Source organism: Campylobacter sp. RM12654 (genome assembly GCF_020137585.1).
GTDB lineage: Bacteria > Campylobacterota > Campylobacteria > Campylobacterales > Campylobacteraceae > Campylobacter_E.
Map to the genome: position 1 here is coordinate 20375 of NZ_JACGAR010000014.1, position 14113 is coordinate 34487.

General features: G+C 28.2%; 14 protein-coding genes. 4 read left to right on the plus strand and 10 right to left on the minus strand.

Annotated features, from left to right (window positions below; all coding sequences use genetic code 11):
- Positions 1 to 10: 10 nt before the first annotated feature.
- The 9 genes from AVBRAN12654_RS05910 to ccoG form a co-directional block, all read right to left on the minus strand.
- The gene (locus AVBRAN12654_RS05910) at positions 11 to 946 is read right to left on the minus strand and encodes an asparaginase (RefSeq protein ID WP_336614127.1); all 936 of its coding nucleotides are present in this window, start codon (positions 944 to 946) and stop codon (positions 11 to 13) included.
- The gene (gene hemE, locus AVBRAN12654_RS05915) at positions 939 to 1940 is read right to left on the minus strand and encodes a uroporphyrinogen decarboxylase (RefSeq protein WP_336612618.1); all 1002 of its coding nucleotides are present in this window, start codon (positions 1938 to 1940) and stop codon (positions 939 to 941) included. The genes AVBRAN12654_RS05910 and hemE overlap by 8 nt, the downstream gene beginning before the upstream one ends.
- A gap of 9 nt (positions 1941 to 1949) precedes the next feature.
- Complete coding sequence (locus AVBRAN12654_RS05920) at positions 1950 to 2468, minus strand: YqhA family protein (RefSeq protein WP_214117232.1); 519 nt, start codon at positions 2466 to 2468, stop codon at positions 1950 to 1952.
- Positions 2469 to 3428, minus strand: coding sequence for a bifunctional diaminohydroxyphosphoribosylaminopyrimidine deaminase/5-amino-6-(5-phosphoribosylamino)uracil reductase RibD (gene ribD, locus AVBRAN12654_RS05925; RefSeq protein ID WP_214117234.1), 960 nt, complete (start codon positions 3426 to 3428; stop codon positions 2469 to 2471).
- Between the two features lie 7 nt (positions 3429 to 3435).
- The gene (locus AVBRAN12654_RS05930) at positions 3436 to 4776 is read right to left on the minus strand and encodes a TolC family protein (protein WP_214119951.1); all 1341 of its coding nucleotides are present in this window, start codon (positions 4774 to 4776) and stop codon (positions 3436 to 3438) included.
- Positions 4769 to 7912, minus strand: a complete 3144-nt coding sequence (locus AVBRAN12654_RS05935; protein ID WP_214119950.1) for an efflux RND transporter permease subunit — start codon at positions 7910 to 7912, stop codon at positions 4769 to 4771. The genes AVBRAN12654_RS05930 and AVBRAN12654_RS05935 overlap by 8 nt, the downstream gene beginning before the upstream one ends.
- The gene (locus tag AVBRAN12654_RS05940) at positions 7912 to 9051 is read right to left on the minus strand and encodes an efflux RND transporter periplasmic adaptor subunit (RefSeq protein WP_336614128.1); all 1140 of its coding nucleotides are present in this window, start codon (positions 9049 to 9051) and stop codon (positions 7912 to 7914) included. Before AVBRAN12654_RS05940 ends, AVBRAN12654_RS05935 begins: the two co-directional genes overlap by 1 nt.
- 65 nt (positions 9052 to 9116) lie before the next feature.
- Positions 9117 to 9710, minus strand: coding sequence for a TetR/AcrR family transcriptional regulator (locus tag AVBRAN12654_RS05945; RefSeq protein ID WP_214117243.1), 594 nt, complete (start codon positions 9708 to 9710; stop codon positions 9117 to 9119).
- On the minus strand, positions 9689 to 11026 hold the full coding sequence (gene ccoG / locus AVBRAN12654_RS05950; RefSeq protein ID WP_336612620.1) for a cytochrome c oxidase accessory protein CcoG: 1338 nt from the start codon (positions 11024 to 11026) through the stop codon (positions 9689 to 9691). Before ccoG ends, AVBRAN12654_RS05945 begins: the two co-directional genes overlap by 22 nt.
- Before the next feature lie 150 nt (positions 11027 to 11176).
- On the opposite strand from ccoG, the gene rpsU reads away from it, so the two are divergent.
- From rpsU to AVBRAN12654_RS05970, 4 genes are read left to right on the plus strand one after another with little or no spacing between them, the layout of a single operon-like run.
- On the plus strand, positions 11177 to 11389 hold the full coding sequence (rpsU, locus tag AVBRAN12654_RS05955; RefSeq protein WP_214117291.1) for a 30S ribosomal protein S21: 213 nt from the start codon (positions 11177 to 11179) through the stop codon (positions 11387 to 11389).
- Between the two features lie 34 nt (positions 11390 to 11423).
- The gene (locus AVBRAN12654_RS05960) at positions 11424 to 11840 is read left to right on the plus strand and encodes a helix-turn-helix domain-containing protein (protein ID WP_214117248.1); all 417 of its coding nucleotides are present in this window, start codon (positions 11424 to 11426) and stop codon (positions 11838 to 11840) included.
- Positions 11841 to 11848: 8 nt separating this feature from the next.
- Complete coding sequence (locus AVBRAN12654_RS05965; protein ID WP_214117251.1) at positions 11849 to 12412, plus strand: UPF0323 family lipoprotein; 564 nt, start codon at positions 11849 to 11851, stop codon at positions 12410 to 12412.
- Complete coding sequence (locus AVBRAN12654_RS05970; protein ID WP_239803544.1) at positions 12412 to 12888, plus strand: methylated-DNA--[protein]-cysteine S-methyltransferase; 477 nt, start codon at positions 12412 to 12414, stop codon at positions 12886 to 12888. Before AVBRAN12654_RS05965 ends, AVBRAN12654_RS05970 begins: the two co-directional genes overlap by 1 nt.
- 83 nt (positions 12889 to 12971) lie before the next feature.
- Here the strand turns inward: AVBRAN12654_RS05970 and AVBRAN12654_RS05975 are convergent, their stop codons facing one another.
- Positions 12972 to 14102 (minus strand): PrpF domain-containing protein, encoded by a 1131-nt coding sequence (locus AVBRAN12654_RS05975; protein WP_336614129.1) that lies wholly within the window; start codon positions 14100 to 14102, stop codon positions 12972 to 12974.
- Positions 14103 to 14113 lie beyond the last annotated feature (11 nt).

Genomic DNA, 14113 nt, shown 5'->3' on the forward strand with positions numbered 1-14113 from the left:
TTATTTGCCTTTAAATTAATTCTTCAATCATACCTTTTATATTTGCAATTCCTAAAGATAAAGCACTAATTAATAAAGCTCTAGCCTTAACATCACTTAAATATTCACTCATAATTACACCATTTTTAATCAAATCAACTTCAGCTCCAGCATAAGCATAGGTTCTAAGACCTGCTTTACCACTTTCACATCTACTTGTCATAATTATTGGAATATTTGCTTTTTGAATAATTGGCATAGCTCTAGCCATTACATGCCCTGCTCCATAGCCACTAATTACCAAACCATCATAATTATTTAAAGCATATTCAAGCATATCATTGTCAAAATCAAGGCACATTTTTAACAAGGCTACTTTTTTAGTAATTTCTTTTAAAGGCTTTAGTTTTAGCCTTTTATAATTATTATTAAATAAATAAAACCTACCTTCTTTAATCTCTCCAACCAAACCACGATTAAAACTTGTAAAAGTTTCAAGACTAAATGAATTGCTTTTATGGATAAATTGTGCTGAATGAACGCTATCATTTAATACACAAAGCACACCTAAACCCCTTGCTAATTCACTATTTGCTAAAGTAATTGCATTGCTAATATTAGCTAGATAATCACTTCCTAACTCGCTAGGATTTTTCATAGCACCTGTAAAAATTAGTGGCTCATCTAAATCCCAAAATAAATTACAAAAAAATGAACTTTCTTCTAAAGTATCAGTTCCTTGAGTAATAATTACAGCACTAGAGCCTTTTTTAATCTCTTCTTTTGCAAGATTTAAAACTTCAATTAACATTGAAAAAGTTATATTTGGACTTGAGATATTGCTAAAAGTTATTGCATTAATGTCTTTAAATGAACTTGTTAAATCATCAGCATTTAGGCTAGGAATTGCTCCTTCGCCTAAATTACGCATAGAAATTGTCCCGCCAAGAGATATTAAACTAAGCATTTCTTACACAATCTATTAAATATCTTACATTTTCTACTGGAATATCAGGTAAAATTCCATGCCCTAAATTAAATATATGAGCCTTATCTTTTGTAAGTTCTTTTATGATTTCAACGCCTTCTTTTATAGCTTTTTTACTATAAAGTCTGCAAGGCTCAAGATTTCCTTGTAATACATAAGGAGTTTTTGCTGCTACTTGAAGTGGAGTGCTCCAATCAACACCTAAAACATCAATTTTTGCATCTAAGCATTCAATAAAACCACCTACTCCTTTAGGAAAAGCAATTATTGCAATATGTGGGTATTTTGTCTTTAAATAACTTGCTAAATCTTGAATATATTTCCAAGCAAATTCCAAATAAGCACTAGGCTCAAGCGCATTAGCCCAGCTATCAAAAATCTGAATAGCATTAGCACCTGCTTTTATTTGATTTTCGCAGTATTCTTTTAAAACTTCAGTAATTTTTGCTAATAATTTATGTGCTAGGGCTGGATTTTCATAAATCATTCTTTTACTTTTTGCATAAGTTTTAGAGCCTTTTCCTTCTATCATATATGTTGCTAAAGTCCAAGGAGCACCACAAAATCCTATTAAAGCTTTATTTGAAGCTAATTTTTCACGAGTTAATTTTATAGCGTCATAAACATAAGTTAATTTACTAGCTGCATTTATATTTAATTTTTCTACATCAATTTCACTTGATATTATCTCATCAAAAACAGGACCTTCACCTGCTTCAAATTTAAGTGGTAAGCCCATCTCAAGTGGCACTACTAAAATATCTGAAAATATAATAGCCGCATCAAAATCTAGTATATCCACTGGCTGAAGCGTAACTTCGCTAGCTAATTTATAATCCTTACAAAGACTTAAAAAATCTCCTGCTCTAGCACGAGTAGCCTTGTATTCAGCTAGGTATCTACCTGCTTGACGCATCATCCAAATAGGCATAACATCACTTTTTTTTCCAAAACAAGTATCTATAAATATCATCTTTGCTCCTTAGTGTTCTTTAGATTTATTATCACTTTTATGTAAAGCCCATAATCCAAGGCAAATACACATAATACCGATTGCTAAATAAAGCATATCCATACTTGAGCTAAATTTTAAATTAAGTGCGTGTTGGAAAAAATTAACAACTAAAACCATAATAATAACTTTACCAAGCTTGTCTTTTAGCTCATCTAAACTATGAACTTCTAAAACCTTGCTTTGTTTATATTGTTTAAATTCTTCAACATCGCTTATAAATAATTCATATATTCCAAAAGAAAATATATAAAAAACTAAAGCCATTAAATATAAATCAACAGCTCCAACTATAGTGCTTACAGCTTCTTCGTGAATGTCAATATCAGCACCTAAAAAATAATAAGTATATGTAACTTTTATGACCTTATACACATCAAAACTAGCAATAAAAAATAACATAAAAGCACCTAAAAGACCAAAAATAACAGGTAAGATTGTAATAAACCTAGAATTTACTAGGAATTTTTCAAAATATTTTTCTAACATTTATTCCCTTATTTCATAAAATCCGAATTGTTGGTATTCGTGTGGTTTATTATAAAAATCTTTTGTAGTGCTTTGATAAATAGGACTTAAACTTAACTTAAAGTTATTTGAATTTTTATAAGTAGAATTACTTTGTTGTAAAAACAACCAATCTATTTGATTTTTGAAAAGTTCTAAGGCATTAAACCCGCCTTCAATCATTACAAATTTAATATTTTGCTCTTGCAATTCATCTTTTAATTTTAAAGGATTTTTACCAAAAATAATTTCTCTATTAGTTTTAAAAATATTTAGTGATTTAAAATTAGAATTTAAATCTTGAAAATATTTTGAAAATACTAATAAATTAGGTGCTTTTTTGCTAGTAGAATATCTAGCATCAAGCATAGGATTATCAAGTCTTAAAGTATTGCCACAAATTATTAAATAATCTATATTGGTTCTAATTTCGTGAAAATATGTCCTTAAATACTCATTACTAATACTACCTTCATTGTTATAATTTAGATTAATTGCTAATTTAAATAAAACAAAAGGCTTATTATCTAGCCAGAATTTAAATGGAGCAATTAGTTTATCGCATTCATCTTGTAAAATCCCAAGATTTACTTTAATTCCAGCTTGTCTTAATTCATTTATACCATTTTGAGAACTATCACTTGAGCCTATATTTACTTCTTTAACTTTATATTTTATTAATAATTCGTGGCAAGGTGGAGTGCGACCTTGCTTACTGCAAGGCTCTAAAGTTACATAAAATACACTATCTTTTAAAGCATCTTTTCCATATTTTTCTAAGATTTCATTCACACATAATCTTTCTGCGTGAAATGTTCCTGCTTTTTGGTGTGCTTTAATACTTAAAATCTTGCCGTATTTATCTAATACTAGACAACCTACGGCAGGATTTGGATAAGTTAAGAATTGATATTTCCAAGCCTCTTTTAAGGCTAGGTTCATATAAAAATCACTTCCTAAATTCAAGTTTTTTAACTCCAATAGCTTTATAAGCATCAATTCCTGCAGTTATCTTGCCTAATTTTAAATCAATTTGCTCTATTAAGCTATTTTGTAAAGCTCTTTCGCTATCTAAGAATTCTAAAAAGCTGATTTCTCCTTCATTAAATTTAAGCTTATTAAACTCATAAATTTCTTCTTCTAGTTTTACTATTTCATCATAATCTCTTAATTTAACTTCAGCATTATTATATTTTAAAATAGCATCTTCTATTTCTTTTAACGCAGTTTTTACTACTTTTTCATAGCCTAATACTGCATTATCTTGAGCTAAATTTGCTCTAATTACTTGCTCATCAACATCACCTAAATTAAATAAAGGTTGTAACAAACTAGCAGTAATTGAGCCAACAGGGTCAGAAAATACATTATGTGTATCTCCACTCCAACTAACACCAGCACCTATTGTAAAGGTTGGAAAAAAGCTATCCCAAGCAATTTTTGCATTATTATGAGCTATTTTTACATCTAAAATTGCTTTTGCTATATCAGGACGATTTGTCATAACAGAGCTTGGTATAGTAGCTGGCATAACAAAATCTTCTATTAAGTTATTAGCAAATTTAATTGGTTCTTTTTCTTGATTTAATCCATAAACTAAAATATCTAAAGAATTAATATATAAATCTCTTTCTAATTTTAAACTTCTTAATTTAGTTTGATTTAGAGTAAATTGTTCTTTAGTTTGTAAAAGAACTGATTTTGTAATAAAGCCTAATTTATATTGCTCTTCTTTTAATTTTAAAGTTTTTTCATAGCTATTTATAAAGTCTTCTAAAATTTCTATTTTTTTATTAGTTGCTACAACTTGATAATAAAGTTTTGCAATACTAAATCCAATAGTTTGATAAGTATTTTCTACATCAAATTCGCTAATATTAGCACTATAAATAGCGTTATCTTTAGCCTTACCAAATTTATTTAATAAATCTATTTCATAAGATAAATTAAGACCTAAAGAATGTCCATAAGTTGGCTTTTGGTGTTTAATTAATCTCTCATTTGCATTAATGCCAAGATTAATGCTAGGCTCTCTTTTAATCCCAACACTTACTAAATTTGATTCAGCTATTAAAAGATTATTAATAGCCATTTTAACATCTTCATTATTTTCCATAGCAATCTCAATCAAGCGATTAAGATTTGCATCATTACCTAAACTTCTCCAATCTTTAATTTCAAATTTAGTATTATTATCTAAATTATTTGGAGTTTTAAGCTCATAATTATTAACACTAGAGCAAGCAGCTAAAAATAAAGCTGCGATTGCTGATATTAAAAGCTTATTCATTAATTTGCTTTCCTTTCTTTTTAAAAACCTTATCATTTAAACTCTCTAGTAAATAGAAAAATAAAGGCACAAATAAAATAGATATACTAGAAGCTATAATAATACCACCAACTAGCCCTGTGCTAAGTGAGTGTCTAGCAGCACTACCTGAACCTTCGCTAAATACTAAAGGTAAAATACCAAAACCAAACGCTAAAGAAGTCATAATAATAGGTCTAAATCTAAGTTTTGCCGCCTTTATAGCTGCATCATAAGTGCTTAAGCCGTGTTTATATTTTTCTTCCATAGCAAATTCAACAATTAATATAGCATTTTTTGCACTAAGACCAATTAACAATAATAAACCTATTTGAAAATATATGTCATTTTGCATACCCCTTAAATAAGTTGCTGCTAAACTTCCAAATACTGCAAAAGGAACTGCCGTAATTACTGCAAGTGGCATTAACCATCTTTCATATTGAGCTGCAAGTATTAAAAATACAAATACCATACCTAATGCAAATGCAGTAGAACCACTACCACTAGCATTTACTTCTTCATAAGAACTTCCTGCCCAAGCATAAGAATATTCATCTTTATTCATAGTTTCATTAAATACTTCAACTATAGCATTAATAGCATCTCCACTAGTATATCCTGGAGCTGGCGAAGCTGTAACTTTTGCAGCTGGGAAAAGGTTAAATCTAGTTACTGAAAACGCTGCTACACTTGGCTTAATATCAACAACACTAGCTAAAGATATGCTTTTGCCTTCACTATTTTTAACATAAATATTTTCAAGACTTGTTCTTTTATTTCTAAATTCTTCATCGCCTCTTACATTTACTTGGAAATTTTTACCTAAAGCAGTAAAATCATTCACATAAACAGAACCAAAAATTAAATTTAAATTTGAATATATATCACTTAAACTAAGCCCTAAAATTTTAGCTTTTTTCTCATCAACACTTACTTTTAACTCAGGATAATCAGTGTTTAAAGTCGTTCTTGCTTGAGTTAATTCAGGTCTTTTTGATGCTGCTGCAAGTAAAGTATCTATATCTTTTTTAATTTCTTCATAACTTTTACCTGATTTATTTTGCACATACATTTCAAATCCGCCTGTTAAAGAAAGCCCCATAATCGGTGGTGGATTTAAGAAAAATGCAAAACCATCAGGGTCAAGCCACATATTTTTCATCCAAGTATTAGCTAAATTTTCACTATCTCCATTAATACCTAAATCTTTTCTATCTTTATAATCTTTTAATGTAATAAATGAAATTCCAGCACTTGGAGAAAGAGCTGAACTCTCTACATCAAATCCATTTAAAGAAATCATACTTTCTACTGCAGGATTATTCTTAACCATATCATAGATTTTATTATTAAAGGCTAGAGTTTTATCTAGGTTGCTAGAAGATTTTAATTGTGATAAAACCAATACAGCACCCTTATCTTCGCTAGGAACAAGTGAGCTAGGAATAATTTTTAGTAAGGCAAAAATTCCATAAAAGAATATAGCAACTACTATTAAACTTGGAATTACATGTCTTAAAACTTTTGCAACTGCACTACCAAAAATATTAATACTCCAATCAAAAAAGTCATTAAATTTTTTAACTAAATAAAAAGGCTTATCTTCATGGTCTTTTAATAATATACCGCATAATGCAGGAGTTAGCGTTAATGCAACAAAACCTGAAATACAAACAGAAATTACAAGAGTAATTGCAAATTGTCTTTGAATTTGCCCTACAAATCCATCTAAAAATGATACAGGAATAAATACCGCACTTAATACTAAAACGATAGAAATTACAGGTCCGGTTACTTCATCCATTGCCATTTTAGTAGCCGCTTTTACATCTTTTGTAATACCACTTCTAAACACACGCTCAACATTTTCTACAACAACAATAGCATCATCAACAACAATGCCGATTGCTAAAACTAAAGCAAATAATGTAATAAGATTGATTGTAAAACCAAAAACATAAAGGAAAGCAAAAGTTCCAAGTAAAGAAACCGGCACAGCAATTAATGGAATAATAGTTGCACGAAGGTTTTTTAAGAACATATACATAACTATTAAAACAAGTAAAATAGCTTCAACAAATGTTTGAACAACTTCGCTTATACTATCTTTTACGAAATCGGTAGTATCATAAGGCATACTATAAGCAACACCACTTGGGAAGAATTTGCTTAGCTCTTCTAATTTTTCTTGCACAGCTTTAGCTACTGCTATAGCATTTGCACCTGATTTTAAATTAATCATCATAGGAACCATTTTTTTACCATTATTAAGTCCAGCAAAACCATAGTTTTTAGTTCCTATCTCTACTCTTGCTATATCTTTTAAATATAAAATATTTCCATTTGGAAGTGCTTTTATTATGATATTTTCAAAATCACTTACCTTACTAAGCTTACCTTTAGCGCTCATTGTATAAACAAATGGACTAATTTCTTTCATAGGTAAATCGCCTATTGTTCCTGTTGGATATTGTGAGTTTTGTTCTCTTATAGCTGCACTTACAACAGCTGGATTTAAATCATATTTATTAAGCTTTTCTGAATCAAGCCAAATTCTCATAGAATAATCTTTAGCTCCAATTACTTCAGCACTACCAATACCTTCTAATCTCTTTAACTCTTCAGCCACATTTAATGTAGCATAGTTACTTAGATAAGTTTCATCACGGCTATCATCAGGAGAATAAAACGAAACAACAGCTAAAATATTTGAGCTAGTTTCATCAACACTAACACCTAATTTTTTAACTTCTTCAGGCATTTTTGCTTGAACGCTTTGAACTTTATTATTAACATCAATTAATGCTTTTGATGGGTCTTTTCCAACCTTAAAATAAACATTTAAAAACATCAAACCACTTGAACTTGAGCTTGAAGTTATATAAATCATATCTTCAACACCATTAATTGCGTCTTCAAGAATACTTGCTACATTTTGAGAAAGCGTAGCTGCATCAACGCCAGAATAATTAGCAGTTACCCTAACCGTTGGAGATGTTACATTAGGATATTCTTCAATAGGCAAACCCTTCATTCCTAAAATACCAGCAATAGTAATTATAATTGAAACAACTATCGCAAATACTGGTCTATATATAAAAAACTTAGAAAACATTATTGTTCCTTAGTCTGCTCTTTAGGAGCTTGCTTTTGCATCATCGCACCAAATTCTGCCTTAGTTGCTATTTTTGCGCCAGGATAAATCTTTTTATAATTATTTAAAATCAATTCATCATCAACTTTTAAATCACTTGTTTTTGCATCAATTACGGCAATTTTCTCATCATCAAAAATTGTTTTAACATGAATTTGTTTTGTTATATTTTTGTCTTTAACAAATACATAATATCCATCAATATCTTGTAATAAATTTTCTCTACTAATTACAAAAGAATCATTTTGCATAATATTGCTTAGTTTAAGACTAACAAAGGTTCCTGCACTTAATTCTTGATTAGTATTTTCAAAAACCGCATAAGCTTTAGTACTTGCTAATTCATTATAATTTGATATAAACTCAACTTTACCTTCATAAGTCTTACCATTTAAAGTAAAATTAGCTTTTGCACTTTTTAAATCATTATTATTTCTTTTAATTTGTTCCATATTTGTATCTGATATAAAAAATGTAGCTTTTAAAGTATTTTGATCTACAATTTTTACTAATTGAGTATTATTTGCATTAGCATAACTTCCAGCATCAACCAATGAAGCTTGCACATACCCATCAAATGGAGCTTTTACATTAGTATAATCATAGTTTAATTTAGCTATCTTATAAGATGCGTTAGCTCTATCTAAACTAGCTTTTGCACTTTTAAATGCCGCTTCTTTTGCATCAAATTCTTTTTGGCTAACTGCTTTTTTAGCATATAAGTCTTTAGTTCTATTATAATCAGTATTAGCATTTTCATAGTTTGCTTTAGCAACACCAACATCAGCTAACGCTAAATCCAAACTAGCTTTATATTGCTCATCATCAATTTTATATAAAATTGTTCCCTTTTTTACAAAATCACCATCTTTAAATAATATTTTTTTAATCTCACCAGATACTTTTGGCAAAACTATTACATCTTTATTAGCTTCTAATTTCGCTGCATATTGATAATAAATTTCAGCATTTTCTAAACTTACTTTTTTAATATCTACAATAGAAGGTGGCATTTCTTGCTGCTTTTGCTCTACCTTGTCATTGCAAGCTGTAAATAATAATAAGCTAGCAACGAAACTTAATTTAATAAGTCTTTTCATAAATCTTCCTTGTTGTAATTTTAAATTTTAAAGATGTAATTATAATTACATTTAAGTTAATGAAATTAACGCAAAGCCCTTAAAAATAAGATATTTACATTTTTTACATGCTCACTTAATTCATCTTTTGTAAAGATTTCTTTAGAGTTAAAAATCAAATCAAAAATCTTATTACTTCTAATCATAGAGCAGTATAAATTAGCTAAATTATAAGCACTTATTTCATTTAGAATTTCTTTTTTGATTTTTTTCTCAAATACTTCACACAAAAATCTAATTATTACATCTTTATCTGCTTTTGCACATTCTTGTTTAAAATTAATATCTTGATAAGTTCTCTCAAGAACTAATCTTAAAAATTTTGCATTATCTTCGCCTATAAAAAAATTACAATATTCATTACCAAATACATTTAAAAAATCTGGTAAATCCAAGTTGGCTTTTGAAGAAATCATAATTTTTAAATTCTCTAACCTAGTTTCTGCCCTAAATTTTAAAGCCTTTAAAAATAAATTATTTTTATTTTCAAATTTTTTATATATCGTCGCAAGAGAACCGCCAGTTACTTTAACAATATCGTTTAAACTTGTATTTTCGTAGCCCTTTTCTAAAAATAGTTCAAGGGCTACTTTTAAAATTATTTCTTCTTTTCCTTCCATTTTTTCTCCTTAGGATATATAAATATTGTATCCTTTATGGTAAATATTTTATCATCATCTAAGGCATAAGCTCTTATATTAATATGCTTATGATGTTTTTTAACTTTCTTAAGCTCGCTTCTTAAAATAACAATTTGTTTTAATTTCTCACCAGCTTTAACTCTAAAATCTTTTTTAGGTTTTAAAATACTAATATCATCATCTAATACTTCTAAATAAAATCTATGGTCTTGCTTGCTAGTATTGTGAAATAATATAACATAGGCATTATCAACATAATTTTCATCTTTATTTATTGTATATAATTCAGTAGTTCTATTTATATTCATAAGCATAGTTTCTTTGCTACCAGCCGTTAAAACTAACCCAATAAACATAGCACACAATACAACTATATAAACAATAGTTCTAAATCTAAAGAATTTAAGTTTTTCTTTAGTTTTTATTTCTTTTGTGCTAGACCAAGATATTAATGATGGTCTATTAAATCTTGCTTGAACATTTGAACAAGCATCAGCACATTCAAGACAATTTATACAATCAAGTTGCATTCCTTTTCTAATATCTATATGAGTTGGACATATTTTTACACAGGCTTCACAAGCTATACATTCTCCACCTATTGGTTTTTTTATAATTTTTTCTCCATCTTTATAAATAATTCCGCCACGACTTTCATCATATATAACACTTTTTGTGTCGTTATCAAACATAACGCTTTGAATTCTTGCATAAGGACAAATATAAGCACAAAAATTCTCTTTAATAAAAGTAATATCAAATGTTATAAATAAAGATAAGCATAAAACAATTCCAAATAAAAGTAAGTGTTCATTAAAATGGTCAAGATAAGTAAAGAAATCTTCAGGTGGAACAAAATACCATAAAAAATTACTTGCAGCAATTAAGCTAATTGGATAAAACACAATAACACTTGCAATTCTTGCAAATATTTTATTTCTTGGTTTATTTTGTTTATTTTTTCTGCCACTATAAATTCTAAATAATTTAGTTTGTATTAAATCTCTAAAAATTATTCTAAATATAGTTTGAGGACAGCCCCAAGCACACCAAACTCTACCAAGTAAATTTGTAATAAAAAAAATAAATACAAACATCATAATTAATAAAAATGGCATTAAATACAACTCGTTTGTATTAAAAGATATGAAAAATAAATCTAATTTTTGTTTATCAAAACTAAGCAAAAATAAGTGATTACCATTTATTCTAATAAATGGAATAATAAAGATAATACAGGTAAGTAAAACATAAAATGTAGTCCGCTTTTTAAAATAATTTGTAATATTTCCCATTACGCTCTCCTTAATTTTAACTTAATTTGTAATTTTAAGATAATTTTAGTCTTTAAAAATTAAGAATAGTAAATTAAAAAATATTTTGTTTATTAACAATTTTTTTATAAATTAGCACTTTTAATTTTACAACGAAAGGAAGTGATTGCCGTGCCAGGGATTAAAGTTCATAATAACGAATCTTTTGACGAGGCTTATCGCAAATTCAAAAAGCAAACTGATCGTAACCTAATCGTAACAGAAGTTAGAGCAAGACGCTTTTTTGAACCTATGACTGAAATTCGCAAAAAACAAAAAATTTCAGCTAGAAAAAAAATGCTAAAACGCCTATATATGTTAAGACATTACGAAGCAAAGCTTTAATAAAAAGGGGTTATCCCCTTTTTAAAGGTTAGAAATGAAACTCTTAGTAAAAGACGCCGCAAAATACTTAAATATCAGCAAAGAAGCTATTTATAATAGAATTAGAAGAGGCACTTTAAAATCAATAAAAGAAGATAATAAAACCTATGTTTTAATAGAACCAGAACAAAATAGTTTAGCTATTAAAGATGAGCTATTAGAACAAATAAAAATCTTAAAACTAAGCAACGAAGAATTAAAAAAAGAAAACGAAGAATTAAAAAATAAAATAAATCTACCAGTAATTATAAAAGCAAAATGGATTTTAATAGATGAATATTTATTAAGATTTAAGAAAAAAAAGCGTGAAAAAATAAAAAAATATCTCATATCAAGGCTTTTTAAAAGTAAAAAAATAAAACTAGAAAACAATCAAGTATTTATAAGAAACAAAAAATTATCAAAGATTTAGGAGGAAAAATGTTTAAGAATTTGAATAACTTAACTTACAAAGCGTCTTTAACTGCAATTGTAGCTGGTTCATTATTAAGTGCTTGTGGTGGTGAAGAGCAACAACAAGCTAAAGGCTCATTTTTAATAATAGAAGAATATGCTCCTAAACAATACAGAATTAAAGATGAATTTCCAAGTGATGAAACAAGAGTAGTTCTAAAAGAATTAAATGGAAATGAAAGAGTATTAAGCAAGGCTGAGATGGATGAGCTAATAAAAGCTGAAAATGCAAAAATAGAAGCAAATCAAAGCTCATTAACAAATGAAAGTATTGGTTCAAATCATTCATTAGGCGAAGTTTTGCTAAGCTCTGTAGCAGGTGCAATCATTGGCTCTTGGATAGGCAATAAGTTATTTAATAATTCACATTTTAATGCAAACAAAGCTACGCATTATCAAAACCCAAGTACATATCAAAGAAGTGTAAATAGCTTTAAAAGCACACCTAGTGCAGGAGCTTCAAAAAGTAGTGGATTTTTTAAAAGCCAAAGCACAAGTGGTGCTAGTAGTTCTGGTAGTTTTGGCTCTTAATGTATATTGAAATTATAAAATTTAAAAACTTTATAGTTTTAATAAAAGCTAATGATGAGTATTTGATTTCAGTTGATATTACAAATCTTGCTACTTTAAAAGAAAAACCAAATCAAATAACTTCATTAGTAAAATCTGAACTTTTAAAGTATTTTAAGGGAGAAGATTTTGATTTTACAAATATAAAACTTAATCTTGATAAATTTTCTACTTTTACAAAAGAAGTTTTAAATGAACTTAAAAATATACCTTATGCAAACACTATAACTTATAAAGAATTAGCATATAGAATAAATTCTAAAGCCTATCGTGCAGTAGGAACTGCATTATCAAAAAACCCTTATTTAATAATACTACCTTGCCATAGAGTAATTCGCTCTGATGAAAGTCTAGGAAGATTTACTTGTGAAGTGTCTAATATGAAAGAGTTTTTAAATAAACACGAAAAAAATAATATCAAATCAAATAATTTTTAAAGTATTTTATAAGCCATTATTAATTTATAAAATACTTAATCCTAATTTAAATTCCAAAAAAGGAATTTAAATTAGAAATTAACTTAATAATCTTTTCTAGTAAATACATAGCCTTGCATTAAGCATCTTGCAGTCCTAATCACACTCACGCTATCATTATCAATAAATCCCGTAATTGTCCCACTTGGATGAGCTATTACTAATTCATTAGAAAAGCTACTTAAATGCTCATTAATTAATGTGCCTTGTGTCTTTGCTGCCATTGAAATACATACCGTTCCTGTGACTGCAATTGATGGGTGTGGGCGTTGCATACTCATCATTCTAACGCATACATTTATATCATTTTTTGATATTTTAGCACCACTTGTGCTAGTGTAATCTTGCACGAAATCAACCAAACAAGCTTTAGGCACTGATGGATTTTTTGCTGTTGCTTCTTCTTTTTTTGCTAAGCCAATTAGCTCACTTGCTATGCTTCTTACTTCTTCAATTTTATCAAGCTCGTTTTGAGAAATTTCATCATACATATTGCCACTTAATAAATCTTTAGCTCTCATAAACACAAGTGCTGCTCCAGCATCTACTATACTAATTTCAATATTGCCAAAACTTGTATTTACAACTTGTTTTGCAGAATTTGTAGGCAATAATCCTTTATTCATAGAGCCTTCAGGATTAATAAAACCTAATTTAATTTCACTAGCTGTATTTGGCACTCCTGCTATTTTAGTATCTCCTGCTGGTTCAAAACTCTTTAAATCATCGCTTAATTTAAATCTAGCCTTTAAATATTTATTTGTATTAGTATTTAAAATCCTAACGCAAATTATTTTATTTTCTAAATCACACTCATCTTTTATAATGATTTTTTCATACATTTTAGAATCATTTAAATCAATCAAACCCAAATCATAAGCAAAAGCACCAACGCATGAGCTAATATTTCCACAATTACTATTAAAATCAACCATTTCTTTATCAATATTTACTTGAGCGAAAGTATAAGTTAATTCATTATTTTTAATATCAACTATAGCTACTTTTGAAGTTACTGACGCAGCACCACCAATTCCATCAATTTGCTTTGTAGCAGTTCCCATAACATCAGCTAAAAACTCGCCCCATTTTTCTCTAGTTGGCATATCCTTTTCATAAAAACAAGCAGCTTTAGATGTGCCGCCTCTATAAATACTACATTTAAATTTCTTCATATTTTCTCCTT